The sequence below is a fragment of the Alistipes sp. An66 genome (assembly GCF_002161445.1).
GTDB lineage: Bacteria > Bacteroidota > Bacteroidia > Bacteroidales > Rikenellaceae > Alistipes > Alistipes cottocaccae.
The window spans coordinates 1-26,368 of record NZ_NFHT01000020.1; the positions used below are offsets into that span (position 1 = coordinate 1).

Consider the following 26,368-nt stretch of genomic DNA (forward strand, 5'->3'; position numbering starts at 1 on the left):
AACACAAAAAGAAGAACAACACGCCGCGGCGTGTTGTTCTGAAACCAAGAATCGCTATATTTGCATATCTGAAGAATCTGAAGGCACCTCCCCAGACACACTTTTTGAAACACTACCCTTCTAGCAATCTCATATTCTAATGTCCATGCTTGTGGCAGGAATATTTTGATTTTATCTGCATTGATGGCATTTTCTAATCGCATTCTCTTTTCTTCTCGAATCCGAGCTAATATATCTTTATTTAAGATCACTCTTTTATCTTCTGTTAGTATAGCCTTCATGCGGTCTATTGTTTCACCAATAGGTTTAAAATCAGCGTTCTTATGCTCCCTGACCTCTTCCTCAAAGGCAGATTTACTCCCGAAGACAGTTGACATAGCATCATAATCTACTTCGGTTGAAATTTTCTCTAACTCAGGCCTTAGATCATCTCTCAACCAATATTTCGGAGTTTTTCGATCTTTACTGTTGTCATCGTAATATTCAAGAGCTCTGACATCCAGATCAGAAATAACAGCTATAGGCATTCCAAATGATTTTCCATCTTTGCGCTTGAATATATTGACATATCTTTTATATGCTGTACTTCCCACGTTCACAACGGATACACCATACTGATAAAGATTCTTCCCAATCAATTGGGCTATAGCAGGTATTAGCAGATTTTCTGCATCACCCTCCACCATGATTAGCCCTCTGGCAAAGAATAAGTTGGCTTTTGTTGCATCGAGGAATCTTTCTAAAAATTTGTAGTCGGCTGGCTTCATTTTTGTATATTCTGATGACATGGGAAATGCATCATTACCTTTCAGCACAATCATATTCGCCAACTTTATCTTCGATGCCAATGTAATGCTATGGGTTGAAAGGATAAATTGCTCATTTTTCTTTTGGGAAGAAATATATTCAATCAGTCTCAATTGATATTGAGGATGAAGGTGAGCCTCCAATTCTTCCACAAGAGCTAATTTCAATCCTTTCTTCTGGTTGTTAAAGAGCAGCATTTCAGCCGCTATGCATAGTAAGTTGAGAGTCCCCAGCCCCGATTTATTACCTTCCATAATCAAATCGAGTAGTCTCAATATTTCTGTCAGTTCCCCTCCTGTCAGTTTAACCTCAGCTTTCCGCGGGTCACCTTTCAACAGAAAATGATCTTTTAGGAAACTGTTGATTTCGTCTGTTATGTTTTGACCTTTACCTCCAACCTTGAAATAGTTCTCTATTTTACTTTTCAGATGTTCGTAATCTGTTTCAAGTTGATGTTTTGTGAAGTTGCCTTGCGTGTCTTTCTCCGTTTTGAAAAGTTCATGAGCACCCAGAATCTGTGCCAGTCTTGACTTATACCCATGAGTCATATCTGTGAGCGCATCCCTAAGTGGCTTAAAATATACTACTTTTAGAAGTTCCCTTGCTTCAGAATCCATTCTATCAGTTTGACCTTCGATCCCTGCGGAGAAAGTAGGCATTATTACGTTATCTTTCCGCTTGACGTATAGCCATACTTTTAGTAAATATTTTGTCTTGTCTTCGCTCCACGACAACCATTCCCAGAATAAGCCAGCGTCTTGCTCATTTATTCCGTCAAATACGCACTCTATTTTGAATTCGTCCTTTCTGTTCCCAGCAGGGTCTTGATAAAAATCTTTATCATCAAATTGAATAAATTCTCCGCTTTGTGTTCTCAGCACATAACGAATGGCATCCACTATGGCTGTTTTTCCGGAATCATTTTCGCCAATTAACACATTAACACCATTTCGAAAATGAATCTCTAATCCTGGTTTATTATCTGTGCCAGCACAATATTTTCTGAAATTCCAAAGCTTAAGTATTGCAAGGTACATCGTGAGCTAATTTAGATGTTATATTTCACATATAATACGCATCAGTATCAATCTTCAGTTCATTATATTCTTCTACACTATAATCTTGACCATTATATCTAATTCTCCCTTTAAACTTGAAAGGGAACGATATCCGCATTGGCTCATCTCCAATTTCTTGTTCAGAATCAGAGCCATACTGAAGTGACACATCTACCATTCCATTACAAGTGATATAAAAATTCCCTTGTTGAATACTTTTGCATTTATGTTAACTTGATGCACTTCATCTATTCTTGTATGAGTGGAAAGAATATCAAGATCTGGAGGTACATTTATCGTAAAAAAATCACTCAATATAGTCTCAATCTCATCAAACTTTATTTCCTTTAACTCTGGAATACGAGAAATTGCTACTATAAATTTTGCATTGGGTTCATTTTTTTTAAAATAGTCCATCAAGGCTTTTATCCTTCGCTTTGCCTCAGGATTTTCACTATGAGTCTTTAGTTCAATATATATAGCTTCATCATCTTTCCTGGCTGAAAGATCTACTTTGTACGGCCCAACCCTTACACCTCGTTTTATGGTGTATCCCTTTTCTCGATAATCATCTGCAATCTGTTCGAGTGTAGACTTCTCAAAATTCTTGATTAAATAATCTTTCAATGGTTTCATATGTGTTCTACTCCTATTTTTATCATTGACTCTTGAAACTTATTGCATTCTATATACAAGCACTTAACTTCTGTATCTGTTAATCTTTGTATCAAATCGGCAGCCACTTCGCTCTCAATTGAAGAGGTATCTATGATGCTAAATTGATGAATGTTTACATCTATAACAGCTGCAGTTCGCATCACTATCTTACGGTCATCCACATACACTAATTTATTAACTGCATCCCAAATTGATTTACTGATATTATCACAATCTACGTTCACTCCATTGCTTGTAAAAAAATATACTCTGGCGTATAATTCTTCATTTGCAGGGAATGTTGGTACTCTGCCCTTATATTTTCGTTGAAATGCTGAACGTATCTGTTTTCGATATTCCGATTTCTTCTCTTTATCCCGAGAATTATATGATAGCGGAACTAAATCACGAATTACTAATTCCATTTTACAAGATTCTGAAATTTTATAAAATCAAGTTTATTTTTCATTCGTACAGGATATATTATTGTGTTACAAATACTCTCCAGCTCCCTTCCTTCTCGCCTCGCTCCACATACTTTTTTGAAATCAATTGATCCAACAGCTTCTGTATGGCTGTTCCACTGATACCCGTTTCCTCTTTCATGTCCGCAAGCGTCAATGTCGGTTGTGTTCGCATAGCGTTCAGAATCTTCGTATAATTGGGTGTTCGGAAGACAATCCGTTCCCCATCATACCACCATACATTCTCATTACTTTCGCTTACGAACAGCACATCATTATACACTTCCGTAGCCACCAAGGCATTGAAATATTTCAAAAAAGGACGGATCTCCTTGATTCCTGCATGGGCTCCATCACTGGGGACAGGACCTGCTTCGAGATCCGTTTGATGCAAGGCTTCCAAATATTCACTCTTTCTGCGGCTTCGGACGACAATCATCGGATAATCATGGCGAGTCAGAATGTAGTTTACCATCAGTCTTGCAATACGACCGTTGCCGTCCTCGAATGGATGAATGCGTATATAACGATAGTGAAACAGTGCGGCCAACTCTACCGGAGATAGTTTTCCCTCTTTCTCCGCGGCATTATACCAATCCACCAGATCTCCCATTAATCCAGGAGTCTCCTCGGGTGAAGCATATTCGAATCTGTCCCCATACCGCGTAATAACACTGTTCGGCCGTGTTTTATACTGGCCGGCATGAATTACATAACTTGTTTGCATGCCGCCAGGCAAATTACGATAAACAGTATAATCTTCTCGTAATATGGTTTTATGTAATGTCCGGATAAAATTCTGTGTCAATGGCACTCCCTTCACCGCAGCTTCTTCCGTCATCATTCGCAGGCCTACGTTACTTGCGGTCATTTCTTGTACGTCACGCACGTCTGCCTCCCCAATCACTTTGCCGAAAAGCAGCAGAATTTCTGTCTGTCCATAAGTTAACGTGTTACCTTCAATGTGGTTGCTGTTGTAATTGAAATCCACTGTAAAACGTCGGCTAAGCCGTTCTTTATCCTTCTCCGACAGTGGCTGCAAATTCTGCCATGCCGCAAGGGCCTTTTTTATGTTAAGATATTTCATACGGACATCTATTTTCCAACCATATTACAAAGATAATATAATTCCTGGAAAAGGTTGTATGTGTATAACCTTTTTGCCTGTTTTTAGAATATGTTTTGAAGGTTTAGTCTGTGTGAAAATCTGGTTCACACGATAATCGCGAGTTGGGATAAGCAGTTCCAGACTTGTGGAGTGGATATAAAAAAGCAAGTAGGTCGCTAATTTTCTTAACGGCTTACTTGCTACGAAGTTTATTATTCCTTGCAATCCTTACAATGCCTTCGCTCCGAGCAGCTCCCTGCTCGAAATTTCGAGGCACTGGTGACGAGCCCCGTCCTTCTCGGCAATCTCCAGCAGGAGAATCTTGTCCTCCTCGAGTGTCAGCTTCGGAAGAGCGAAGACGATGCGCTGGCGCTGGTGCCCGCGCACAATCGAGGGGTCGTTGCAGACCCGCAGCGGTTCGATGATGCGCTGCTGTTGAGCCGTGCGTTTGGCCGCCTTGCGGTCCGCGACGACAAAGCGGCAATAGTCCACCTCGAAGGAGATGTTCGTGTTGTTGGCAATCTGCACATGGAGGTAGATTACGTCGTTGTGGACGTAGATTCCCCGCACCTCGACCTCCACACCGTATTTCCGGGTGTGGATTCCCTTTACGTCCGCGCGGTTCTGGCGGTATATGTCGCTCAATACGCGCTTCACTGTGGCAGGACGTTCCCGCCCCACCTCGCGGAGCAGCACGCGCCCCTCGTCCGCACGGGCAGGCTCCGAGGCTGACGCAGGCTGTGGCGCCGGACTCTCCGCGGCCGCAATCTCGATGGTCGACGTGGAGGGGTTCTCAGCATACCGGGCATCGAAGGTGTAGAACCCGCCATCCTCGGTAATCACCGTGAGGTTGGTCTCCTCCGCAAAGTCGCGCACGGCGGCCTTCACCCGCACGACATTCTCCGCACCGTCGGCCTTCCCGGCGATGATGGCCATCGAGCCGATGTCGATGTAGGTTACGGGCGCCGGGAAGAGGATATGCACGGTTTTCGTAAATCCTACCTCGATGGTACGGGGCGTGAGCTCCTGTTGGGACGTGGTCTCGTCGTTTTGGGCCATGACTTTGGCTGCGGCAAAAAGAGCGGCCAGAAGCGATAGATAAATGAGGTCTCGTTTCATGGTGCTGTCGTTTAGTTTTCTTTGGAGATTAACAGAATCTGGTGGTTGGCCTTGAGGGTGATGCGTACCTCACGGAGCTTCTCGGAGAGGTAGCGGGAGGATGCCTGAATTCCTCCTCGTGCCAGCTCTGCGAGGACCTGCTGCCCGGCCGAATGGGTGATGTTCACGCTCGTTCCGGCCGTCTGTCCCACGGAAGCCAGTGCCTCCTTGAGGGCAGTCCGCTCACGGGAGTTGGGGACGTTGATCCCCGGCTGGCCGTCGAGATCATACGCCTCGGCCTGTACCTGGAAGATGCGCCCCCGGTATTCGATAGAGGTTACCGTCACCCGCAGCCGGTCGGTCGTTACGGAGACGGCGCCATAGAGCGGCGTGTTGCGGGGGATAATCGCTCCGTCGATGCGTACCGGTTCCAATAGCCGGAGGGCGATTGTCGAACCTACACGCACGACCTGTGTCTGCGCGACGCAGGCCCGGATGGTCGGAGCCGTATCCTCCGGAAGAAGGCCTGCGGCCGTCAGAAACCCGATGTTGCGCTCCCGTGCGGAGTCGATCCGCGGATTGAGGGTCGAAGCCCGGACATCGCCCTCGCGGACAGGTCGCATGACGCTGAAACGTCCCGAGGATTTCGCACCGTCGGCTTCGCTTGAAACCCCTGCCCCGCCTCCGAGGTAGCGCTGTGCGAGGCGGTACTGCTCCTCGGCCACCTCCATCGGGTCGGGCTGCTGCCGCTCGATGTCGAGTTGCTGCTGCAGAGAGGCGACCTGCTCGCGGAGTTCTTCAACCTCGGCATTGCGCGGCGGTGCGGCGTAGAATTGCCGGGCCTGCTGCTGCATGGCGCGGTTTGCCTCGGCAGCCCGGCGCACGGGATCATCGGTCGGAGACTGCGGCTCCGTGTTGCGAAGCTCCTCATCGAGCAGCGAGAAGGAGTTGTCCCCGAGGGTCATCATTCGGTTGCGGGACTGCTCCTCGCTGGCCACGCGCTCCGCGGCCTTGCGCTTGTCGCCCTCGATCTTCGGGGCCTTGCCGTCGGGCAGCGTGGTGTTGATTCCTGCCTGCCCCTCGCCGATCGTGGGCGCGGGTTTGAAGAGAAACCAGATGAATCCGATGACCAGACAACTTCCGACTGCGGCCACCAGAATGACTTTTCTTTTTCGCTGACGCTCGAATGCCGTGGTGGAATCGGACGTCGGTGTGTTTTTTTGTCTCTCTTCCATGGTTATCGAAATTTCAGGTTTTCCAAAGAGGGAGGTGCCATCCTCCCGAAGTCGAATCGCGGTGCCGGGCCGAAGAGCAGCAACCCGTAGAGCCCGACCAGCAGCAGAAACATCCCCAGGAGGATGCACCGCCGGGTTCGGGGCGTGAGATGGTCGTGCCAGCGCCGGATGCGTCGTCGCAGCCAGCGCACGCGGCTTTGGATAAACACTTTAACGGTCATAGGTCTGCAAGTCCTTATTTTCGACAATCATCAGATCCTCGACCAGAAATCCCTGCGGGTTGTTGTCCGAACGGGAGACGTTGACCAGTCGGCAGGTCGTGACGAGCGACCGCTCGGTAATCGTATTCTCGCGCATGATGCGCTGCCGGGCGTAGGTCGTGGCTTCGTAGAGATAGCGGTCGAAGTTGCAGCGGATACTGTCCACATGGACCATCTGCGAGATGTTAGCGGCAATCAGCCGGTTGAAGAATCCCTTCTCCTGCAGGAGCTTGTAGTAGGAGAGCGCGCTCTTGTCGGCCATCTGCAGGGCCCGCTCCATGTTCGACTCGATGGCCGCCTTGTCGGGCGAGAGCGAGAAGAAGAGTTCGTGGAAGCGCCGCACATGCTCGCGGGCCTCGACGGGCCGGTTCTGGGCAAGGTCCTGCGAGAGGGCGACCATGAGCGAGCGCCCGTTGTCCAGAACGTAGATCTTCTCGCGCTGCCGTTCGGCAAAGGCATACGAGAGGCTGACGGCCGTGATGGTCACCACGGTGCAGATTCCGGCGAAGATGAGCGCATAGAGGCGCAGCTGCCGGAAGGAGGTTTCGATGTTCAGCAATGATTTGAATTCCATGATGCGATTATTTTTTGAGGATCAGGCGAGCTGCGGAGGCTAGCCCCTTTCCGGCGGCTCCGACCGTGCTTTTGGTCCCGGCCCAGACCTTCCCGGTAATCCAGCCGGCACCGCCGCTCACAAGCGACGTGGCGCGCGAGATGGTCCGGTTGTAGGAGGAGAAGCCGTTGGCCTGCACGACCCACGAGGCGATTGAAGGGATGCAGAGATAGCCGCAGATGGCCACGAGGATGAAGATCAGATTGATGCTGTTCGACATGTCAAAATACCAGTTGTAGTCCTGCGCCATCATCTCGGCATCGTGCTGCAGCGAGAGGGTTTGCAGCCGGGCGATGATGGCCGAAAAGAGATCCGAGATGGGAAGCCACAGGTAGATGGAGATGTACTTGGAGAACCACTGTACCAGGGTGTTCTGAAATCCGTCGAAGATCGAGATGGCGAAGGCGATGGGCCCGAGCAGCGAGAGGACAATCAGGTAGAAGGTCCGCAGCACGTCGAGGATCACACCTGCCGCGGCGAAGAAGAGCTCCATGATCGCGGTAAGGGCCTTCAGGATCATCCCCTTGAAGCTCCACGACTTCCGCTCGCTCTGCATCCTGTCGAGGGCCTGTTGCGACTGCTCGTCGATGCCCAGAGCCTGTAGCTCGCGCTCCTTCTCCTCATCCTCGGTGTAGTAGCTCTCTGCCGGAAGCCGCTCGCGGCTCTCCTGTTCAAGGCGTGCACACTCCTGCCGCCACTCCTGCATGTCAAAGGTTTGGCCGACCATCAGCGAGTGGGTGGCCTGCACCAGAGGAGAGAGGATTCCGTTGAGCGACCCGAGCACAAGGGTCGGAAAGAACATGATGCAAATGCCGATCGCCATAGGTCGCAGCAACGGGAAGAGGTCAATGGGTTCGGCCCGGGCCATTGCCTGCCAGATGCGGCAGGCGATGTAGACCAGAGCCCCGATTCCGGCTATGGCCGTGGCAACTTTGGCCATCGGATAGCAGAGAACCATCATGTCGTCATAGAGGACGCGGAGAATCGTGTGGATGTTCTCCGAAATGGAAAGTGCCTGTACCATCGCTACCAGTATCGTTGTTCGTCGGTTCCGTAAAGGGCCATCACACGGTCGAGGTCGTTGCGCCGGGCGCCGCGCAGCAGCGAGATGGAGATGTTCTTGCGCGTGTAGTAGCGGGCCAGATCCCGATGGTGGCGCAGCACGCCGTAGACCCGTTCCACCACGTCGATGCGGTCCTTGTCCGTCAGCGACATGTCCGTGGGGTTGACAATATCCTGCAGCTCCTTGAGCTCCCCTGCCGACTCCTCGATAATCCGGGCATATCCCGTGGCGATGGCGGCCAGTTCCGCGGCCGAGAAGTTGTCATCGACCACCATGCGCTGATAGCCGTTGACGTAGATGTCGGAGATCTCCCCGACGAGCAGCATGCACTGCTGGACCTTGCGGGCCGAGCGGACGAGGTTGTTGACCGCCTTCAGCGCGTCGTAATATCGCTTGTCGAGTAGGTCGGCATCCTTGCGGATGCTTTCCCCTCTAAGAACCGTACATGATACTTTCGCATCATACGGCTCAAGCAACTCAAAGTTTCTGTTATGAAACCGGCTCATATTCTTCTTTGTTAAAGGGTTTGACATTAAACCTGCCGCAGTGGTTATGCACAAGCGTTCGCTCGGCATGTCCGTTTACCGTTTTCTCGGAAACCCTCCAGGGGGTATTCCGGGTTATGGGTTCCCCGCAGCAGGGACATCTGCGCTGTTGGCGTTTCCAGATTCGGACAATCGTGTTTCTGCCTTTCGCAGACTGGAGCATCAAGCGGGTTTCCCGCCTCTCGAAATACTCCCGCCATTCCGGATCATAGGGATTGGCATCGCATTTCAGCTTTGCATAGCGGGTAATTTTAGTATCCGTCAGCCACTTGATCGGGAACAGTTCCATTCTGCCCTCCTTGTCGAAAGGTGCGGCAAAAACCCATGTCCTGCCCCGGTGTCTGTGGAAATACTTTTCGACTACCCACCATTTCCCTTTCGCCGGATGTCGCCGGAGCGACCATTGCAAAAGTTTCTGGTAGACGTGGAAGTCCATCTTCTGGAAAATCCTGCCTGACACGACGTGTTGGTAATAGTTCGCCCACCCGGTTATGACCGGATTAAGAAGCCTGATGAGTGATTCCTGCGGGATTGTTTTGTGAGAATTGACGATCTCATTTACTTTCTGCTGGAATCTCTTTTGGCTTTCCTTAGACGGCATAATGAGGAGCTTGCCCTTGTACTTCCGAATATTGAAGCCCAGAAAGTCAAAGCCATCTTCAATGTGAGTTATCTTCGTCTTCTCTTCTGACAGGGTAAGCCCCCGGGCTTGAAGAAACTCTTTGATCATCGGCATGACCTCCTGTTCCAACATATCCCTACGTTGAGCGGTGACGATGAAGTCATCTGCGTAGCGGATAAGGTGCACTTTCGGATAATACGTTCTTCGGGGCCCATACAAATCAATTCTCTGAAATCTGGTTTCGAGCATTGCTTGCAGGCCGTCAAGCGTCATGTTCGCAAGAGTCGGCGATATGATACCTCCCTGGGGAGTACCCTCTTCGGTGGGAAAGAGCTGTTTGTTGAATACAAAACCGCTTTTAAGCCATTTCCGGAGCATCACTTTATCCATCGGGATATTGTTGAGCAGCCATTCATGGCTGATGTGGTCGAAGCATCCTTTAATGTCGCCCTCCAGAACCCACTGCGGCGATGATTCTTTGGACAGATTGATGTAGCATTGATGGATGGCATCACCCGTGCACCTCTCTTTGCGGAATCCGTAGGAATGGTTGTCCGCAGTAGTTTCTGCTACGGGGTCTAATGCCATGAGATACAATGCCTGCATGGCTCTGTCTTTCATCGTGGGTATTCCCAACGGGCGTAATTTCCCGTTGCTCTTGCGAATGTTTACCCGTTTCAAAGGCATGGGGCTGTAATCCCGCCTTCTCAACACACGAATGGCATTCGCCTTGGCTGCAGGAGTAGACCATAATACCTTGTCCACTCCCGATGTATTCTTCCCTTTGTTGGAAGTCACCCGTTTCACAGCCAGAGCTTTGGCCGTGAACGAGTGGGTCAGCAGCCACTGCAAGGATTTGACCTTGCCGTAGCGACCTTCCTTTTGAGCCTTTACAATACGTGCTTGCAGCTTTCTAACCTCCCGGTCGCATTTGTCCCAGTCGATATCCTCCCAGCGCGGCTGTCGGTCAGTAGGTGCACACGATCTTTTCATCTCGTTCATTTGCTTTCCTCCTTTAAAAAGTTCAACAAGTTTCTTGTAAAGAGTTACCTAATGCGGAAGTCTGCCCGGTTTCCCGTGGAGTAACATTGAAACTCCTATCCATTCCATTACAGAAGGGCATTCGCTTTTTCCGCAATCCTATACCCGCACCCCATTCGGTTTGCCTTGCGGCTCACTTACCTGTCCTTAAACAGGAGAGATACGGGCTTACCACGTTTTACATAAATGACATCGAATGACTTAGGCTCTGTCTATACACCGGCAGCGCTTGTGTCCGTGTAACCCCACAAGGTTCGAGGTTATCCGGCTGCTTACCTTTTGGTTCAAGCCTTATAGCATCTTTAGCTTGTTTCATACCTTACGATGCGTCAATGACAGTTCACTTACGTTAGCCATATCACTCAGCCTCGCTCCCTAACCGCCTGATGCTGGCGATAATTGCGTCTGCCTCACGGCTTCCGCTTTCCTTGCGGCGGGCTACTTTGTCCGGGCGGCTTCGTACAAAACAATTGCTTGTAATGCACGCGCCCGTAGGCTACTGCTGACGGAACAGCAGGTTTAAACTTCAGCTTCCATACACGATGGACTATCCTCTGTTAAACAGTCATTTATGTAACTTTTCGTGTCACACCCCCTGTTCGTAGATCTTTACGGTCTCTTGAAAACTTTGCAGGAGGGTCGATCCGTTGCGGGCCGCTTCGACGATCTGTTTGGTGGAGTTGATGATTCCCTGTGCGAGATTTGAAGGGTCAGTAACGACCCATTGTGCCTGCGTAACCCGGGCTGTCAGGAGCAGCCCGAGGCAGAGCAGAATGATGCGTGGTTTCATGGTTCGGTGGTTTTGAAGTTCGTTCAATGTCTCAATTTGCGAGGTACTATTTCGGCGGGTCGCATCACCGCGGGGTACTCCCGGCGAAAGGAGGTGCGCCCCGACTCCCGCTCCGGTTGTGCGACGCGGAGGTCGAGTTCGTGCGTCCGGGCTTCGCGGCCCGTCAGCTGGACAAGCCGTGCGTCGAGCTCCCGGAATGCCGCCTCCGCCTCGGCACGCTGTGCCTCCGGGGGCAGACCCGGATGAATCTCGTATTTGTCGAGAAACTGCCGACTTGTGTGCGGATCGTCGATGCGCTCCGGAGCGCGGGCCAGCCAGCCCAGCGTGTTTAATTCGCTCTCGAGGCGCTCGACATAACTCCGTGGAACGGGCATCTCGAGCATTCCTTCGATGGTGCGCTCGGCGCCGCGGACCAGGTGGTTCTCCGTGCGGAAGATCTCCTCCCGGAGCTGCTGCATCCGCCGCGGATCGGCTCCGGGCGTCGCCGTTTCCCGCTCGTGCCGCATGGCCTGCAGAATCTCGCAATCGACATCCCAGCCGTAGAGCCGGGCCACATAGAAGGACGGCTGCATCCAGGTCGGGGCCTCCGTCATGCGGCACAGTTCGCGGAAGATGCCCGTGCGATAGAGTCGGTCGACAAGACGCATGGCCGCCTGCACCTCCCCGGTTGTCGGCTGCTGCATCCGGCTTTCGGGATGCCGCTCGGGATAGGCATCCACGAGGAGCGTGTGCAGGGCCAGCACGCCGTGGATCGGATGGGAGGTATTCCCGGGCAGGTTGGACAGCTTCCGGCCCGTGTGCTTCATGGCGGGCGTCCTGCGCAGGGCATCCATCAGTTGCAGCACCTCGTGGCGGGCCGCCTCGTCGGGCGAGGTGAGGAGCTGCGGAAGACGCGCCATCATCTCCAGCCCGATCCCCCGCGTCAGCAGCTCCGAGTGGCGATGCTCCCGGACCAGATCGGCCAGCGTCCGGAAGTCCCGGGCCTCCAATAGTTGCCTTGTTCGCTGTAGGGTCGGCTCCCATTGTTGGAACTCATCCCCGGCCGCGGGGCGAAAGAACCCCTCGAATAATTCGCGCCACTTCATGCCTCGGGTTCATGATCCGTGAAACACTCCTCGGAAATGCTCTCCTGCTCCGCACGTCGGCAGGCTCGCTCCTCCGCGATAAAGCGCCCGTAGCAGCCCAGGAGCAGCGTGTCGCTCTCGGGGTCAAGCTCGATGGGATTCATGTCGCGGGGATCGTCGCGGCTGCCGAATAGCAGCGAGCGACGCTCAGCCGTGATGACGGTATCCTGCACCAGCCGCCGGTAGCAGAGCGTGTTGTCGAAGATCAGCATCCGGTAGGTACGGGTGCAGATGCGGCGGATCGAGGCCGAGAGGTTGTTCTCCGTCGAGAGCCACGATCCGCAGATGCGGTCACAGGCGATCTCCTCCTGCAGCGAGGTGATAAGTCGCACAAGCTGGGTGCGCTGTCGGATTTCGGCCCGCAGCGCCGTGAGTGCCTCCGAGGGGGTGATGTTTGGGGTACTACTCATGGTAAGTCGTTTTGAAGGTTGGACAAATCGCGTTTGAAAATACCTCCCGGAATGACCAGCAACAGGTCGGAGCCAGGGGTGTGGAAGAGATCGACACGCGCACCGCCATAGGTTGTGTAATGGATGCACGAGGCATACTTCAGCGGGTGCCTCTCAAAGGATTCACGCCCGGTCCGCGGGTCGTAGCGATGGATGCGAATCCAGAAACCATCGTCCTGATGGTCGATTTCGAGCCGGGTATCATTTAGTGTTGAACGCCACTCGCCGCACAGAGGACGGATCTTGTGGTATTCGAAATCGTAGAAGAGCCGGAATCCGCCGAGCAGAGCCAGCAACGCCAGCAGCAGCCCGGCACAGCTCCAAAGGATCTGTTTCATGGCTGGGAATTTTTAATGAGATTTTGGCCTTCCCGCTCGCGGGCCAGCGCGCGGATGGCTGCCTGGATGTCGCCGCCGAGCTTCTCGGCCCGGGCCATCACCTCCATCTTCTCCCGCTCCTCGGTGGTGTAGCAGAGGTACTCCTCGGTCGAGACCTCCGTGGCGTAGACCGCCGACTGCACGCCTCCGAGCCCGATCCAAACCTCCTTGTAGGTGCGGCGGGGATCGTTCGCCTGGTTGATTGAGAGGATCTGCGCCCGCTCCTTCTCCGAAAGGCCGAGCAGCGTCTGGATCTGGTCGAACTTGTTCATGTACTTGCGCTGGTCGAGGAGGATCTTGCAGTCGGCATTGTTGATGATCGACTCCTTGACGATCGGCGAGGAGATGATGTCGTCGACCTCCTGCGTAACGACGACCGCCTCGCCGAAATACTTGCGCACCGTTTTGTAGAGGTAGCGGATGTAGGTCGACATGTTGGCCGAGGTGAGGGCCTTCCAGCACTCTTCGATAAGGATCATCTTGCGGATGCCCTTCAGCCGCCGCATCTTGTTGATGAAGACCTCCATGATGATGATCGTCACCACGGGAAGCAGCGTGCGGTTCGAGGAGATGTTGTCCAGCTCGAAGACGATGAAGCGCTTTGAGAGCAGGTCCAGCTGCCGGTCGGAGTTGAGCAGGTAGTCGTACTCGCCGCCCCGGTAGTAGGGCTCCAGCACGTTGAGCAGGTTCGCCAGGTCGAAATCCTTCTCGCGGACGTGCTTCTGCTCCAGCAGCCGACGGTAGTCCGAGATGAGAAACTCGTAGAAGGTGTTGAACGAGGGCCGGATTGAGTCGTCCGTCTTGAGCTTCGAGAGGTAGAGGTTCACGGCATTCGACAGGGCCACCTCCTCCGAGCGCGTCGGCTCCTCGGATTCGCGTTTCCAGAGCGTCAGCAGCAGGGTTTTGATCGACTCGCGCTTCTCGATGTCGTAGACCCCGTCCTCGACGTAGAAGGGGTTGAAGGCGATGGGCTCCTGCTCGGTGTAGGTGAAGTAGATGCCGTCGCGTCCCCGCGTCGTGCGGTGGATCAGCGAGCAGAGCCCCTCGTAGGAGTTTCCCGTATCGACGAGCAGGATGTGCGCCCCCTGTTCGTAATACTGGCGGACCATGTGGTTCGTGAAGAAGGACTTCCCGCTGCCCGAAGGCCCCAGGATGAACTTGTTGCGGTTGGTGGTGATGCCGCGCTTCATCGGAAGGTCCGAGATGTCCAGATGGAGCGGAACCCCCGTGAGCCGGTCGGCCATCTTGATGCCGAAGGGCGAGAGCGACGAGCGGTAGTTCGTTTCGCCGTTGAAGAGGCAGACCCCCTGTTCGAGGAAGGTCAGAAAGCTCTCCTCGGCGGGGAAGTCGGCTTCGTTGCCGGGGATGGCGGCCCAGAAGAGCACCGGCACGTCCACCGTGTTGTGGTGGGGCGTGCAGCCCATCGTGGCGAGCTGCGACCCTACGTCGTTGCGCAGCCGCTTGAGCTCCGCCTCGCTCTCGGCCCAGACCACGACGTTGCAGTGGCATCTTACGGAGCGCAGCCCCTGCGAATGGGCCTCGTTCAGGTAGAGGTCGATCCACTCCTTGTTCAGGGCGTTGCCGCGCGAATAGTTCGCCAGCGAGTTCATATTGCGGGCCCGGGCCTCGAGCCGTTTGAGGGTCTCGTCGTGGTTGTCCAGAAAGAGATACTGGTTGTAGATGTGCGAGCATCCGAGCAGCAGCCCTGCGGGGGCCGCAAACGAGAGCCGGCACTCCGAGCGGTCGGTCGAGAGACGCTCGTAGCGGAAATCCGTCGCAACGCTCTGCGGCAGGAGATCCAGATCGGAGAGCGTGTGCATCGAGAGCAGCTTGTCGCCGATGCGCATCATGCCCGGATCGAGGCGGATGTCCTCGTTGACCGCTGCCTGCCGCTCGTCCGAGAGCGCGAAGTAGCGGGCCAGCAGCCCCGCATCGGAATCCGTACCGACGATCTCCGCCTCCGTGAGGCGGTCGACCCGCAGCAGCCCCGAATCGTTCAGGATACGCTCCATCTGGGCGACGCTCTCCAGAAACCGGGTCACGGCATCCCCGTCGCGGATCTCCTGCGGGATGATGAAGCCCCGGCACAGCACGGACGCGGCACTCGTCTGCCGCAGCCGTTCGGGGGTGCTCTTCGTGATGAAGAGGTGGCAGGTATGGCGCAGAAAGGGTCGCTCGTTGAAGTGGTGCTCATAGGCCCGGGAGAGAAACGTGCGCTCGGCCTCGGGATCGGGTGTTTCGTAACGCTCCTCAATGAAGAGATCCTGCTTGTGGACGACGGTGTGGTCCGGGAGAACCTTCAGCGCCTTGACCCAGGTGGCGTGCAGCGCCTCGTACTCCTCGGCCGTCAGGGTGAAGAGCTCCGGGAGTGTCACGCGGAAGGCGGCCGTCACGTCGGCGAACTTCGAAAGGATGCAGTTCCCCTCGACGGCCAGCAGCGGGAATTTCGACTCGAGGGTCGAAGTTTTCAGGGTTCCTCGCATGGCATCAGCGTTTGGGGAGGGTTCGACATTCGAGCAGGCGGCGCACACTCCGGCGGTGGATGATGCGCCGCGGATGCTGCCGCAGGGCGAGGAGTTTCATCAGGCCGTGGGGCCCGAAGCGGCGGTTCAGATAGAAGGTTGCCCAAGTGAGGCTGCTGCCGCCCGCAACGGCGAAGAAGATGCAGATGCCCTGCGGAACCCCTCCGGCGTAGAGGATGACAAAGAGCAGGAAGATGCCCAGCAGCCCGGCGACAAAGAGAATCAGATAGTGCGAGGTCAGCCCCTGGAATTCGACCTGACGGTCGACGCCCTTGTGGATGGTGTACTGCGCCATGTCAGAGGAAGAAGGAGCGTAAGACGGTGCCGACGATGACCAGAAAGACGCACGAGAGGAAGAGCGCCGTGGCGGACTTCGAGGCGTCGGGATCGCCGCTGTTGAACTTCGAGTAGACGCGGACGCCGCCCACCAGCCCCAGCACGGCAGCCACGGCGAAGATCAGTTTGGTGAGCGGGTCGAAATAGGAGGTGACCATGTTGGTCGCCTCGCTGATTCCGGCCATGCCGTTGCCCTGTGCGAAGGAGACAAGCGATGCAGGTAGCATCAGAATCAAGAAGATTGCGCTTTTTTTCATCGGTTTTGCAGTTTGGTAATGGGTGTGAAAAAGGCCGCAGCCCGCCTTTTGAGGCAGTCTGCGACCGAGACGGAAGCAACCAGTTGCTTCCCGCAGCAAATCATTCGGGCATTAGCCGTAATTCCGATTCCAGTTCATCATGCATTCGTTTTTTTGAGGGTCAGACATAGTTTCGCAGGTCAAAATTCTCGATTTCGCGGCGCTCCTCCTCCGTAACATCCGGCGTGAGGATGCGCTCGCCCGCTTCGGCGCTCCGGAGCAGCGCCTGGACCTCCGGATCGTGCAACTCGCCGTTGTTCTGCAGGGACGGGAACCGCAGCGGCGGCCGGGGCTCCTGCGGATCATCGGTCTCGCCGTTCTCGCGGATCGGACCCTGGAGGACCAGCTCGCCCCAGCCCTGCATCGAGGCCGGCTTTTCGGCCGGGGGCGGAACAAATGTAGCAGCATCTTCGGGCTTTGATTCCGCAGGTGCCGGGATGGCCTTCCGAGGCCGCAGATGGCCGGTAACAGCATAGTGTTTCGGGATTATCAGCAACGGTGTTTCTCCACGGCGGGGCTCGGCGGCCTGCTCTAAATCGACCTTGTCGTTCGACCCGTCAGCCCGGGATTCTGCGGACTTTCTCCACCGCTGCGGAAGCCACGGCCGAAACCATCGAGCAATTCTCTTGAGAAGGGAACTCGGGAAGCCCATCCTTACACCAGGTCCTTGAAATTCCGGGTTCGATTGATGCGGTTGATTTCGTCCCGATAGAGATCAAGATGATGTCTCATAATATTCTCGACATAATCCGTAACGGTCAGATTCCCTTCGCCAATCCGTTGGACGACACTGTGAATCCGCCGCTTGGTCTCCATGCTGAGATAGACGCTGCCTCGTCGTTGGAAGGGCGTAGGATGCAGAAAAGTTTTCCGGAAATCGGGCTTGACAGCGCCTCGTTTCGTGGAGACTGGAATCGGAGGCATTATCTCTTCCACTCGGGCGACCTTCTCGGTGAGAACAATCTGAACAGGTTCTTCGTCCGGAATCTTCTCGCCCTGTTCGATGGAATCCGGGTCCTCTTCTTGATCCCTAACGACTGATTCCGACGCGGAATTTTCCTTCGGCTGGGTCTTCTCCCGTTTTCGTCTAACGAAGAAGAGGGTGAAACACAGGATAAGAAGAAGGATACTTGCAAGGATGAGCAGAGATGCTGCCCAATCGGTTGAAAAATGAAATGTGTTCATGGCTATAAAAGATCTTTTGTACTTCGTTCCTTGTAGATGCGGTTGATCTCCTCCTTGTAGAGGTCGAGATGCTGCCGCAGAATTTGTTCAACATAGGAGGTGGCGGTCATACGCTCGCCTCCGATCTTTTTGACGACCTCGAGAATCTTACTCTTCGTCTCGAGACTGACATAGAGGGCTCCCCGAATATGAATATCCAACAGCGACATGAAGGTCGGTTCGAATTCGGGGACGACCACCGTCCTCTGTCGGCGCGATTCGGTTGAATGCCCCGTAGTGCGCTCTTCGGAGGTGGGTGGCGAGGTTTCCGCAGGCGGTTCATCCGGGGGGTGCTCCGGTTGCACTACATCCACGGTTTTCGGAACCAGCCCCGCAATCATCCGGCGCATGGCCTCTTCGTCGACTTCCACTTTGTTCTTGCGGGCCATATTCATGAAATTTGTAGCATCGAAAGAATCTCGGCCGCAAGGTTCTCGATCTGCGCTTCGCGGGCAAAGGTCCGTTCCGGAGCCAGCAGCGTCGAACGTCCGATTCCCGTGCCGTCAGCCAAAAGTTCCTTGTTGAATTTTGACCGGTAGGGAATCTGTGTCTTCAGGACAGGCAGATGAAGCTGACGGATGATCGCCTCATAGCGTTCATAGAGCGGGGTTCGCTCGCGGCGATCGACCATCGTCCAAAAGAGGTGGAGGCTGCGCAGACGGAGATGGTCATTACAAACCATGCCGTTATAAAGACTACGGGCAAAGGAGAGCGAACTCTCCAGCACGACCTTGTCGGCTTTGATCGGGATGAAAAGGGCATCCAGCGAGGAGAGGATCTGCAACACTCCTTCGGTATTGACTGTCCCGGGCAAATCGTAGAGGATAATCTGCGGATGATAATCGCTTTGCAGTTGTCGTGCCGTCTTCTCAAGAGCATCGGACGGCGTGCTGCTGACGATGGGCCAGAATTTCCGATCGGTTCCCTTGAACTGACGGGCGACCATCAGTTTGTAATAATCGCTCAAATTGAGGATCTCCAACTCGCGGGTGCGTTGATTGTAGATCGACCATTGGGGATAGTCGCAGTCGACAACCAGCACGTCACGCTGCAAGGTATAGTGGAGATGACTGGCAAGCAGAACGGTGAAGGTTGATTTTCCAACGCCGCCTTTTTGATTGCATACGGCAATGCTTACAGGTGTGTTTTCCATAATTTATTTCTTCAGGAAGGCGCGATTTAACAAGTTTGTTCAAGAGTGCGTTCACGCACGAACTCCCGAGTTCGTGAATTCAGGAATAAGGTCCGGCACGAACAAAGGGAAGCATTTCATCGTGAAGGAACAGATGACGGAAGCTGTTCCCGAAATCCTGAAAAGCAGGATCAATGAACAAATACAATAGCAGTTTCATGGATGGATTGTTGGTCGTTTGCCCGCAAGGTAATGCAGTTTTCGGGGGTTGATTCCCGGTGTCCTCCGGAGGCCTTATATGGCCGACAATCGCACTTTTTAATCCCTGAATATCCTCGTAATATTGCAGCGGAGAATCTGCCCATGATTTTTTGTTTCGGAGATGCCTTTTCGAGAGAGGAATTGCCCTCTGCGAATGCCGGAACTGTACCCGTCGCCTGACGGGAGCGAGCTGTACCTTTGTATGCCGAAAAGTTTTTCGGCATACAAAGGTGCTCGCTCTGCGAGGCCGGGTGGCGTTCCCGAGTCACGCCACTTAAACTACCAGACTGATGACAACCACGAAAAAGAGGATCGGACGTCCGACAACAACAGACCCCAGGGTTCACAGGTATAATTTCAAACTCACCACGGAAGAGAATATCCGCTTTAAGCAGATGCTTTGTAAGGCGGGATTGGAGCATAACCGCAGCCGATTTATCGTCAAACGCATCTTCGCCGAAGAGTTCGTCGTCGTCAAACGCGACCCTTCGAAGGTGCAATTCATCGCACGGCTTAACGACTTTTATTTCCAATTTCAAAAGCTCGGGAACAACTATAACCAGATTGTAAAAGCCATCAACGCGCACTTTTCCAACGTTGCTATCCCGCATCAGATCGCTATGCTGGAGCAGCGAACCCGCGAGCTGAAAGCCCTCAGTATCGAGATTCTCAACCTCGCAAAACAGGCTAAGGAGTGGTTGCGAATATAAGATCGGGCTCCTCGCCCGGCGGTGCTTTGCGCTATAACAAGGAGAAAGTGGATAAGGATGAAGCCGAGGTGCTCTTCTGGCAGAAGATGCTGGAGCCATACGATAAATGCGGACGCCTTGATATTGACGCCTGCATGGAGAGCTTCATACCGTATCTCGAAGCCAACCGCAGGACTACGAACACGGTTTTCCATGCCTCGCTGAACCCTTCACCGGAGGACAGGCTGACAGACGAACAGCTCCGGAAAATCGCCTGTGAGTACATGGAACGCATGGGTTACGGCGAACAGCCTTATATTGTTTTCAAGCACAAGGACATTTCCAGAGAGCATCTCCATATCGTGTCGCTGCGGGTCGATGAGCAGGGCCGCAAACTCCCGCACGATTTCGAGGCCCGGCGCTCGATGGAGATTCTGCGAGACTTGGAGCGGAAATACGGCCTGCATCCGAGCGTCAAGGGACAGGAACTGACGGACAGGGAGGGCCTGCGGAAGGTGAATTATCCCGAGGGAAATGTCAAACAGCAGATCTCGTCCGTTGTGAGATCATGCCTGCAAAATTACAAATGCTCGTCCTACGGAGAGTTTCGCACGCTGCTGGAACGCTTCAATATTTCGGTCGAAGAACGTACGGGAACTATCGACGGCAGAAATTATGCGGGGATTATCTACGGTGCCCTGACCGACGACGGATATGGAATCGGCACTCCGTTCAAGTCGAGCAAAATAGGGAAAGACGTAGGTTATAAAGCCCTTCAAAGGTATTATGAAAACTCGAAAATAAAACTGAACAAAGAAGGCACACTCGACCAGCTGCGGCAAACAGCAAGGGACGCCATGAGTCCGCATAATACGCGAGACGAGTTCCGGCAACTGCTCGGAGCGGACCATATTGACGCGATCTTTCGAATTAATTCCATCGGACGAATCTACGGCGTAACGTTTATAGACCACAATACGGGTATCGTTGCCAACGGATCAGTGTTGGGAAAGGAGTTCTCTGCAAATACTTTCAATGAATTGTATCCGGTACTGAAAAACAACAAACAGGTTGCAGAACAGCAATACCCAGAACAAAAATACGAGCCGCGAAGCCATACGGTAAATCCTGTCTCGGGAATCGTCGATACGGTATTAGATTTAGCAGATACATGGGCTTATGAAGAATTACAGCAGCAAATAAAAAAAAGGAAAAAAGACCGAAAATCATTGTATTGACAAATTGGATGTTATATTGACAACGATTTATCTTGATGAAATTTCTTACGCAATTTTTTGAGGGGGGGGAATTTTTTTATTAACTTTACTTAGTTTTTTACGTATTTTATACAAGGAGTATTGTTTTTCCGCATGCAAATCGGTCACGATCATTTCGAAGAAATTTACACGCAATATTACGCTCGGTTCGTAATTATTGCTCGTCGTTATGTCCGGGATCCTGAGGTTGCACAAGATTTGGTGATGGACGGATTTGCTGCATTTTGGGAGAATCGGGACAAATTGCCTGTTGACGTAAATATTCCGGGATATATTACTACGATCATCAAGAACCGTTGTTTGGATTGGCTGTATGCCCAGCGGCTCCATTTGCAGAAACAAATGGATATGCATTCTCTTCAAAATCGATTGAATGCCGCCAATATCCGTTCGTTGAATGCTTGTAATCCGGGGCGTTTGTTCTCCGCCGAAGTGATTGAAATCGTGCAACGTGAATTGGAGAATCTCCCTGAACTTACACGAAAAGTTTTTGAAGCGCATCGATTTTATAATAAAACTTATGCCGAAATTGCCGATGAACTCGGTATTCCTGTACGTAGGGTTACGACTGAAATGCAACGCGCCCTGTCTCGGTTAAAAGTTGCATTGAAAGACTACCTCCCGGTCAGCCTAATATTATTGCTGTTGGATGCAAATTAAGATTTTGCATTCGATTTATTTTTCTCATAAGCGTCCTTTCCGGCGCTTTTTTTTACGTATTTAGCGTAAAGTCGTTCCGGTTATTCGTTAAAAATATATGGATAGAAAATAAATATATGGACAGAGAGATACTTTTTAGATTCATGCAGTGTGAAACCACTCCCCAAGAAGAGTTGGCGGTGCTGAATTGGTTGGATGAGGATCAAGCGAACCAGCATGAAATGGATCGTTTGGACGAAATATTCAATGCAATGGTATTGCATGCCCCAGCTCCGGCTCCGCGTCGTCGGTCGGTTTTTACATTGAGGAATGTATGTCGCTTCGCAGTCTCTGCCGCAGCAATGATCGCCTTGATTGTCGGGGGCGGTTATTGGTTCAGCGCTTGGCGTATCAAAGACTTCAGCAGTCGGATGCTGACGGTATGCGCCCCCGAAGGCCAACGAATACATACCGTTTTGCAGGACGGGACGCAGGTTTGGCTCAATGGCAATTCGAAGATGGAATATCCCGTGGCCTTTTCCGGACAGAGCCGTTGCGTGAAAATTACGGGCGAGGTCATGTTCGACGTGGCACAATGCCCGGGACAGCCGTTTATCGTCCATACCTATGCCGGAACGGTCGAGGTGCTCGGTACGAAGTTCGATGTGTTGGCGGATGAGGCGAACGATCTCTTCTCGACGGCCCTGCTGCGCGGAAAGGTTCGCATCACTACCGGACAAAATGAAACGGCGACGCTTATCGCAGGCCAGTACGCCGATTTGCAGAACGGACATCTCGTCACGCGATCCATCGAACGCCCGGACGACTATCTGTGGCCCGACGGCATTATCGCTCTGAACTCATCCTCATTCACCCATCTCGCAGCAAAAATAGAACGGGCGTACAACGTCAAGATGGAATTGCAATGCAAAGAGGTGCCTGTCATCAAATATCAGGGTAAGATTCGGATTGTCGAGGGGTTGGAACATGCTCTGAAAATATTATTGGCCGACACGGATCGTACATTCGAAATCGATTATGAAACGAATCGAGTTTACATACGATAATCATCCTTTAATGCTAAGATACTAACCTAAACTGAAGCCTATGATAAACAATACTATCTGATCGTATCTTATGATTCAAAAAAGACCGTAGGAATGCAGCCCTACGGTCAGAATCAAAAAAAGTTACATCATCCAATCATGTAATACACATTTTCGATTCTTAACCCACAAAGTTATGTATAAAAAAAGTATTCAGCAAATTACACGCTCGCTTACTTTCGCATTATTCACGTTCGTCTTTCTATCCGCTCCTCAATTGTGTCGCGCGCAAAACTCCTTGATATCTCTTGATCTGAAGGATGCTCCGCTCAAGCAAGGAATGGAAGAGATCGAGAAGCAGACGAAATACCTCTTCGTCTATGATAAGGATTGCGATTTGACGACTAAAATCTCAGTAAAAGTCGTAAAACAACCGCTCGGCAAAACTTTGGACGAAATGTTCAAAGGCACCAAAGTCGTATACCGAATCGACGGAGGCAATATCGTGCTTATGCCCAAGACCCCCGGCACGGCCTCGAAACCTTCGAAATCCGAAGGCCAAAAAAGCGGACAAAGAGTTCTGAAAGGTAAGGTGGTCGACGGCTCCGGACAGCCCGTGATCGGAGCTACGGTCGTTATCAAGGGAACTACTGTCGGTGCAAGTACCGGTGTGGATGGCTCCTATGCGCTTTCCGTTCCGCAGTCTGTCGACAATCCGGTGCTTTCGGTCAGTTTTATAGGTTATGAATCGATGGAACAGCCGATCGGGAACCGTACCGAGGTCGATGTTACGCTGCACGATTCGTCAGTCGGGATGGAAGAGGTCGTGGTCATCGGTTACGGCACGATGAAGAAAAAGGATCTGACAGGAGCCGTATCGTCGATTAAAATGACCGACGAGCCTGTCAACACCGTATCTTCCATTTCGCATGCTTTGGCCGGCAAGGCGGCCGGTTTGCAGGTCAATCTGACCAGCGCACAACCCGGTGCCGCGACGACGATGCGCATTCGCGGTGCAGCCTCGGTTTCGGCGAGTAACGATCCTTTGATCATTATCGACGGATTTCCCGTAAATCCTCAAAACGACTACGAATCGGAGTCGATGAACGAGGGACAGATATTCGACAATATTCTCGGAACCTTGAATCCGAACGATATCGAATCCATCGATGTGTTGAAAGATGCTTCGTCGACAGCCATCTATGGTTCTCGGGCGGCGAATGGCGTCATTCTCATAACCACCAAACGAGGTGCGACAGGAGCCCCCAAGGTCTCCTATTCAGGATCCGCATCGGTGCAGTTCTATGCAAAAAAATACGAAATGCTCAGCGCTTCTGATTTCATGCGTCAGACCAATCGCTATTATTATGAAAAGTATCTGATGGATAACGGTATCGGTGTCTACGGAGGAAAAGAGTTGTCCGATGTCACAGTGAAATATACGCCTCGATACACCGATGCGGCGATCCTTTTCCCGTATTGCGATACGGACTGGTTCGATGCAATCTCGCGCACGGGTTTCCAGACACAGCACAATATTTCAATGACCGGCGGTACGGACTGGACGAAATATTTCGTATCGTTCAATTATTTCCGTCAGAACGGTCTGGTGCGTAATAACGATATTTCCCGTTATACGGGACGAGTGAACTTGGAACAAAAAATTGCCAAGTGGGCGAAAGTCGGCGTCAACTTGACGCTTTCACGCAATGTCTCGCATGGCGACGACGCATCGCTCGAATCGGCGGCATCATTCAACCCGCTGATTCCGGTGAAAGAGGCGAACGGGGAATGGGGAGTCAATCCTTCTGCATCGTATGAACACAACCCGGTCGCCTTGCTCGATATCATAAAAGACCAAACAAAAGACCGTTTGTTGACGACTGCGTTTTTGGAGATCAATCCCATTGCCGATTTAACGCTCAAAGCACAAGTCGGCATCGATCGCAAAAACCAGGAGAGCGGTCGTTATGTACCGGCTTCGCTGGGCCCTTCCTCTCCGGGAGAGGCCTCGTTGGCTAAAATCGACGAATCGGACTACCTGTTGGATTTGACAGCCAATTATGTGAAGACTTGGAATAGCAGACATACATTAAACGCTATGATCGGTTATTCGTTTCAGCAATTCAACCATGAGCGTCTGAACGGTATGAACAGTGATTTCATGACAGACATCTTCGGTTACGACAATCTCGACCTGGGTGCCGCCGTGCGCCCTGCGGTTCATTCGTATCGTAGAAAAAGCGAAATGGCTTCGTTCTTCGGACGGTTGAATTACAATTACGACGACCGTTATCTGCTGACTGCTACGTTGCGTGTAGACGGGTCGTCCGCTTTTGCCGCCAATCATCGATGGGGTTATTTCCCCTCTGCAGCCGCTGCATGGCGTTTCTCCGAAGAAAAATTCATGGAAGGAGCGAAAGGCGTACTCTCCAATGGCAAACTGCGCATAGGTTACGGTCAGACTGGCAACTCATCGACTATGGACGGAGCGGTTACGTACTATCGAAGCGGATCCGGTGTCGTAATCGGCAATAAACGTCATCCGGCCGTCACATTGTATCAAATCGGAAATCCGAATCTGAAATGGGAGACCACTGCTGAATGGAATTTTGGTCTGGATCTTGGGTTCTTCAACAATCGACTGAATATTACGGCTGAATATTTCCGTCGTGTAATCTCTGACCTGCTGAATACCCGGTCGCTTCAGGTTTATAATGAAATCAAAACCATTGCCGACAATATCGGCAAAACGAAGAGTCAGGGTGTTGAATTGACCGTAAATGCCACCGTTATTGAGCATAAGAATTTTACGTGGAAATCCGACCTTACTTTCTCATTTTACCGGGATCGCTGGTTGGAGCGGGCCGACAATTGGCAACCGAACATTTATGAAGAGTACTATGCTCCGGTACGTCCGATTTACACCTATTTGTCGAATGGGCTGATTCAACCGGGAGACGATATTTCGCATATGCCGGGGGCGATTCCCGGAGAGGTGAAACTTATCGATAGAGATTCTTATCTTTATGATAGCACCGGCGCTATTTTGGTCGACGAACACGGACGTCCGCGGCATTCGGGGAAACCGGACGGAAAAATCGACGATGCAGACGGAGTCTTGCTGGGAAGTGCCGATCCGGACTACTTGATGGGCTTCAACAATACGTTCCGCTGGAAAAATCTGGATCTGAATATTTATTTCTACGGACAGTTCGGCTTGTGGCACAGTGGCAGCTATAAATGGACATGGAACACTTCCGGTGGCCTTTCGACCGGACACAACAAACCGGTTACCCTGAAAGACACCTGGTCGCACGACAATCTCGATGCCAAGTATCCTACCATGATGATGAGTTCAGCAAGTTTCGGAAGTCTTGGCAGTGATTATTTCTATCGAAAGATTTGGTTTATCCGATGCCGCAATATTACGTTGGGTTATACCTTCCCGAAATCATGGACACGCGGATGGACCTCCAATATCCGGCTTTACGCCGAGATTCAGAATCCTTTCGTGCTGACCCCTTATGATGGCCTCGATCCCGAAACGGATAATACGCGGTATGCATACCCGAACATCCGCAGTGTCAATTTCGGTCTCGACATTACTTTCTAATAAAGAAAAACAGAGAATC

Annotated in this window: 28 protein-coding genes; 5 read left to right on the forward strand and 23 right to left on the reverse strand. The window is 52.1% G+C overall.

Annotated features, from left to right (window positions below; all coding sequences use genetic code 11):
* The 23 genes from B5G16_RS11065 to B5G16_RS11170 form a co-directional block, all read right to left on the reverse strand.
* The coding region (locus B5G16_RS11065; protein WP_143260879.1) for an ATP-dependent nuclease at positions 1–1,844 on the reverse strand (1,844 nt) is incomplete at its 3' end.
* A gap of 25 nt (positions 1,845–1,869) precedes the next feature.
* Positions 1,870–2,043, reverse strand: a complete 174-nt coding sequence (locus B5G16_RS13040; protein ID WP_162612065.1) for a hypothetical protein — start codon at positions 2,041–2,043, stop codon at positions 1,870–1,872.
* Positions 2,037–2,501, reverse strand: a complete 465-nt coding sequence (locus B5G16_RS11070; protein ID WP_087263815.1) for a restriction endonuclease — start codon at positions 2,499–2,501, stop codon at positions 2,037–2,039. The genes B5G16_RS13040 and B5G16_RS11070 overlap by 7 nt, the downstream gene beginning before the upstream one ends.
* Positions 2,498–2,947: a RusA family crossover junction endodeoxyribonuclease gene (locus B5G16_RS11075; RefSeq protein WP_087263817.1), complete on the reverse strand. Its 450-nt coding sequence runs from the start codon at positions 2,945–2,947 to the stop codon at positions 2,498–2,500. The genes B5G16_RS11070 and B5G16_RS11075 overlap by 4 nt, the downstream gene beginning before the upstream one ends.
* A 58-nt stretch (positions 2,948–3,005) precedes the next feature.
* Entirely contained in the window at positions 3,006–4,073 is a 1,068-nt protein-coding gene (locus B5G16_RS11080; protein WP_087263819.1) for a Fic family protein, read from the reverse strand.
* A 249-nt stretch (positions 4,074–4,322) separates the two neighbouring features.
* On the reverse strand, positions 4,323–5,213 hold the full coding sequence (gene traN, locus B5G16_RS11085) for a conjugative transposon protein TraN (RefSeq protein ID WP_087263820.1): 891 nt from the start codon (positions 5,211–5,213) through the stop codon (positions 4,323–4,325).
* A gap of 11 nt (positions 5,214–5,224) precedes the next feature.
* Complete coding sequence (gene traM, locus B5G16_RS11090; protein WP_087263822.1) at positions 5,225–6,427, reverse strand: conjugative transposon protein TraM; 1,203 nt, start codon at positions 6,425–6,427, stop codon at positions 5,225–5,227.
* 2 nt (positions 6,428–6,429) lie between these two features.
* The gene (locus tag B5G16_RS11095) at positions 6,430–6,648 is read right to left on the reverse strand and encodes a hypothetical protein (protein ID WP_087263824.1); all 219 of its coding nucleotides are present in this window, start codon (positions 6,646–6,648) and stop codon (positions 6,430–6,432) included.
* Positions 6,638–7,261 (reverse strand): conjugative transposon protein TraK, encoded by a 624-nt coding sequence (gene traK / locus B5G16_RS11100; RefSeq protein ID WP_087263826.1) that lies wholly within the window; start codon positions 7,259–7,261, stop codon positions 6,638–6,640. The genes B5G16_RS11095 and traK overlap by 11 nt, the downstream gene beginning before the upstream one ends.
* A gap of 7 nt (positions 7,262–7,268) precedes the next feature.
* The gene (traJ, locus tag B5G16_RS11105; protein WP_087263828.1) at positions 7,269–8,324 is read right to left on the reverse strand and encodes a conjugative transposon protein TraJ; all 1,056 of its coding nucleotides are present in this window, start codon (positions 8,322–8,324) and stop codon (positions 7,269–7,271) included.
* A 2-nt stretch (positions 8,325–8,326) separates the two neighbouring features.
* Positions 8,327–8,869 (reverse strand): conjugal transfer protein TraI, encoded by a 543-nt coding sequence (locus B5G16_RS11110; RefSeq protein ID WP_087263830.1) that lies wholly within the window; start codon positions 8,867–8,869, stop codon positions 8,327–8,329.
* On the reverse strand, positions 8,853–10,532 hold the full coding sequence (ltrA, locus tag B5G16_RS11115; RefSeq protein WP_087263832.1) for a group II intron reverse transcriptase/maturase: 1,680 nt from the start codon (positions 10,530–10,532) through the stop codon (positions 8,853–8,855). The genes B5G16_RS11110 and ltrA overlap by 17 nt, the downstream gene beginning before the upstream one ends.
* 625 nt (positions 10,533–11,157) lie before the next feature.
* A complete protein-coding gene (locus tag B5G16_RS11120) occupies positions 11,158–11,361 on the reverse strand; it encodes a DUF4141 domain-containing protein (RefSeq protein WP_087263896.1) in 204 nt (67 codons plus the stop codon).
* 23 nt (positions 11,362–11,384) lie between these two features.
* Complete coding sequence (locus B5G16_RS11125) at positions 11,385–12,446, reverse strand: hypothetical protein (RefSeq protein WP_143260880.1); 1,062 nt, start codon at positions 12,444–12,446, stop codon at positions 11,385–11,387.
* Positions 12,443–12,895 (reverse strand): hypothetical protein, encoded by a 453-nt coding sequence (locus B5G16_RS11130; RefSeq protein ID WP_087263836.1) that lies wholly within the window; start codon positions 12,893–12,895, stop codon positions 12,443–12,445. The genes B5G16_RS11125 and B5G16_RS11130 overlap by 4 nt, the downstream gene beginning before the upstream one ends.
* Complete coding sequence (locus B5G16_RS11135) at positions 12,892–13,272, reverse strand: hypothetical protein (RefSeq protein ID WP_087263838.1); 381 nt, start codon at positions 13,270–13,272, stop codon at positions 12,892–12,894. Before B5G16_RS11135 ends, B5G16_RS11130 begins: the two co-directional genes overlap by 4 nt.
* Positions 13,269–15,794, reverse strand: a complete 2,526-nt coding sequence (locus B5G16_RS11140) for a TraG family conjugative transposon ATPase (RefSeq protein WP_087263841.1) — start codon at positions 15,792–15,794, stop codon at positions 13,269–13,271. Before B5G16_RS11140 ends, B5G16_RS11135 begins: the two co-directional genes overlap by 4 nt.
* Before the next feature lie 4 nt (positions 15,795–15,798).
* Entirely contained in the window at positions 15,799–16,128 is a 330-nt protein-coding gene (locus B5G16_RS11145; RefSeq protein ID WP_087263843.1) for a DUF4133 domain-containing protein, read from the reverse strand.
* Position 16,129: 1 nt separating this feature from the next.
* A complete protein-coding gene (locus B5G16_RS11150; protein ID WP_087263846.1) occupies positions 16,130–16,426 on the reverse strand; it encodes a DUF4134 domain-containing protein in 297 nt (98 codons plus the stop codon).
* A 160-nt stretch (positions 16,427–16,586) separates the two neighbouring features.
* Positions 16,587–16,829: a hypothetical protein gene (locus tag B5G16_RS11155; RefSeq protein WP_087263848.1), complete on the reverse strand. Its 243-nt coding sequence runs from the start codon at positions 16,827–16,829 to the stop codon at positions 16,587–16,589.
* Positions 16,830–17,119: 290 nt separating this feature from the next.
* Positions 17,120–17,650, reverse strand: coding sequence for a DUF3408 domain-containing protein (locus B5G16_RS11160; protein ID WP_087263850.1), 531 nt, complete (start codon positions 17,648–17,650; stop codon positions 17,120–17,122).
* Positions 17,651–17,652: 2 nt separating this feature from the next.
* Positions 17,653–18,078, reverse strand: a complete 426-nt coding sequence (locus B5G16_RS11165) for a DUF3408 domain-containing protein (RefSeq protein ID WP_087263853.1) — start codon at positions 18,076–18,078, stop codon at positions 17,653–17,655.
* A 2-nt stretch (positions 18,079–18,080) separates the two neighbouring features.
* The gene (locus B5G16_RS11170; RefSeq protein ID WP_087263855.1) at positions 18,081–18,842 is read right to left on the reverse strand and encodes a ParA family protein; all 762 of its coding nucleotides are present in this window, start codon (positions 18,840–18,842) and stop codon (positions 18,081–18,083) included.
* Between the two features lie 530 nt (positions 18,843–19,372).
* Between B5G16_RS11170 and B5G16_RS11180 the strand changes: the two genes are divergently transcribed.
* From B5G16_RS11180 to B5G16_RS11200, 5 genes are all read left to right on the forward strand, one after another.
* Complete coding sequence (locus B5G16_RS11180) at positions 19,373–19,792, forward strand: mobilization protein (protein WP_087263861.1); 420 nt, start codon at positions 19,373–19,375, stop codon at positions 19,790–19,792.
* Positions 19,777–21,009: a conjugal transfer protein MobB gene (mobB, locus tag B5G16_RS11185; protein ID WP_087263863.1), complete on the forward strand. Its 1,233-nt coding sequence runs from the start codon at positions 19,777–19,779 to the stop codon at positions 21,007–21,009. The genes B5G16_RS11180 and mobB overlap by 16 nt, the downstream gene beginning before the upstream one ends.
* Before the next feature lie 132 nt (positions 21,010–21,141).
* Positions 21,142–21,708: an RNA polymerase sigma-70 factor gene (locus tag B5G16_RS11190; RefSeq protein ID WP_087263865.1), complete on the forward strand. Its 567-nt coding sequence runs from the start codon at positions 21,142–21,144 to the stop codon at positions 21,706–21,708.
* Positions 21,709–21,824: 116 nt separating this feature from the next.
* On the forward strand, positions 21,825–22,754 hold the full coding sequence (locus tag B5G16_RS11195; RefSeq protein WP_087263867.1) for a FecR family protein: 930 nt from the start codon (positions 21,825–21,827) through the stop codon (positions 22,752–22,754).
* A 175-nt stretch (positions 22,755–22,929) separates the two neighbouring features.
* Entirely contained in the window at positions 22,930–26,349 is a 3,420-nt protein-coding gene (locus tag B5G16_RS11200; protein WP_087263869.1) for a TonB-dependent receptor, read from the forward strand.
* Positions 26,350–26,368: the final 19 nt, after the last annotated feature.

Bases quoted from the DNA above. Each gene is read 5' to 3' on its own strand.
- ltrA (WP_087263832.1), bottom strand. From the start codon at position 10,532: ATGAACGAGATGAAAAGATCGTGTGCACCTACTGACCGACAGCCGCGC.
- B5G16_RS11200 (WP_087263869.1), top strand. From the start codon at position 22,930: ATGTATAAAAAAAGTATTCAGCAAATTACACGCTCGCTTACTTTCGCA.
- B5G16_RS11135 (WP_087263838.1), bottom strand. From the start codon at position 13,272: ATGAAACAGATCCTTTGGAGCTGTGCCGGGCTGCTGCTGGCGTTGCTG.
- B5G16_RS11165 (WP_087263853.1), bottom strand. From the start codon at position 18,078: ATGGCCCGCAAGAACAAAGTGGAAGTCGACGAAGAGGCCATGCGCCGG.
- B5G16_RS11195 (WP_087263867.1), top strand. From the start codon at position 21,825: ATGGACAGAGAGATACTTTTTAGATTCATGCAGTGTGAAACCACTCCC.
- B5G16_RS11080 (WP_087263819.1), bottom strand. From the start codon at position 4,073: ATGAAATATCTTAACATAAAAAAGGCCCTTGCGGCATGGCAGAATTTG.
- B5G16_RS11190 (WP_087263865.1), top strand. From the start codon at position 21,142: ATGCAAATCGGTCACGATCATTTCGAAGAAATTTACACGCAATATTAC.
- B5G16_RS11150 (WP_087263846.1), bottom strand. From the start codon at position 16,426: ATGAAAAAAAGCGCAATCTTCTTGATTCTGATGCTACCTGCATCGCTT.
- B5G16_RS11110 (WP_087263830.1), bottom strand. From the start codon at position 8,869: ATGAGCCGGTTTCATAACAGAAACTTTGAGTTGCTTGAGCCGTATGAT.
- traN (WP_087263820.1), bottom strand. From the start codon at position 5,213: ATGAAACGAGACCTCATTTATCTATCGCTTCTGGCCGCTCTTTTTGCC.
- traK (WP_087263826.1), bottom strand. From the start codon at position 7,261: ATGGAATTCAAATCATTGCTGAACATCGAAACCTCCTTCCGGCAGCTG.
- B5G16_RS11070 (WP_087263815.1), bottom strand. From the start codon at position 2,501: ATGAAACCATTGAAAGATTATTTAATCAAGAATTTTGAGAAGTCTACA.
- B5G16_RS11075 (WP_087263817.1), bottom strand. From the start codon at position 2,947: ATGGAATTAGTAATTCGTGATTTAGTTCCGCTATCATATAATTCTCGG.
- B5G16_RS13040 (WP_162612065.1), bottom strand. From the start codon at position 2,043: ATGGTAGATGTGTCACTTCAGTATGGCTCTGATTCTGAACAAGAAATT.
- B5G16_RS11160 (WP_087263850.1), bottom strand. From the start codon at position 17,650: ATGAACACATTTCATTTTTCAACCGATTGGGCAGCATCTCTGCTCATC.
- B5G16_RS11170 (WP_087263855.1), bottom strand. From the start codon at position 18,842: ATGGAAAACACACCTGTAAGCATTGCCGTATGCAATCAAAAAGGCGGC.
- B5G16_RS11125 (WP_143260880.1), bottom strand. From the start codon at position 12,446: ATGAAGTGGCGCGAATTATTCGAGGGGTTCTTTCGCCCCGCGGCCGGG.
- B5G16_RS11140 (WP_087263841.1), bottom strand. From the start codon at position 15,794: ATGCGAGGAACCCTGAAAACTTCGACCCTCGAGTCGAAATTCCCGCTG.
- B5G16_RS11145 (WP_087263843.1), bottom strand. From the start codon at position 16,128: ATGGCGCAGTACACCATCCACAAGGGCGTCGACCGTCAGGTCGAATTC.
- B5G16_RS11095 (WP_087263824.1), bottom strand. From the start codon at position 6,648: ATGACCGTTAAAGTGTTTATCCAAAGCCGCGTGCGCTGGCTGCGACGA.
- traM (WP_087263822.1), bottom strand. From the start codon at position 6,427: ATGGAAGAGAGACAAAAAAACACACCGACGTCCGATTCCACCACGGCA.
- B5G16_RS11120 (WP_087263896.1), bottom strand. From the start codon at position 11,361: ATGAAACCACGCATCATTCTGCTCTGCCTCGGGCTGCTCCTGACAGCC.
- B5G16_RS11155 (WP_087263848.1), bottom strand. From the start codon at position 16,829: ATGCAGGGCTGGGGCGAGCTGGTCCTCCAGGGTCCGATCCGCGAGAAC.
- B5G16_RS11180 (WP_087263861.1), top strand. From the start codon at position 19,373: ATGACAACCACGAAAAAGAGGATCGGACGTCCGACAACAACAGACCCC.
- traJ (WP_087263828.1), bottom strand. From the start codon at position 8,324: ATGGTACAGGCACTTTCCATTTCGGAGAACATCCACACGATTCTCCGC.
- B5G16_RS11130 (WP_087263836.1), bottom strand. From the start codon at position 12,895: ATGAGTAGTACCCCAAACATCACCCCCTCGGAGGCACTCACGGCGCTG.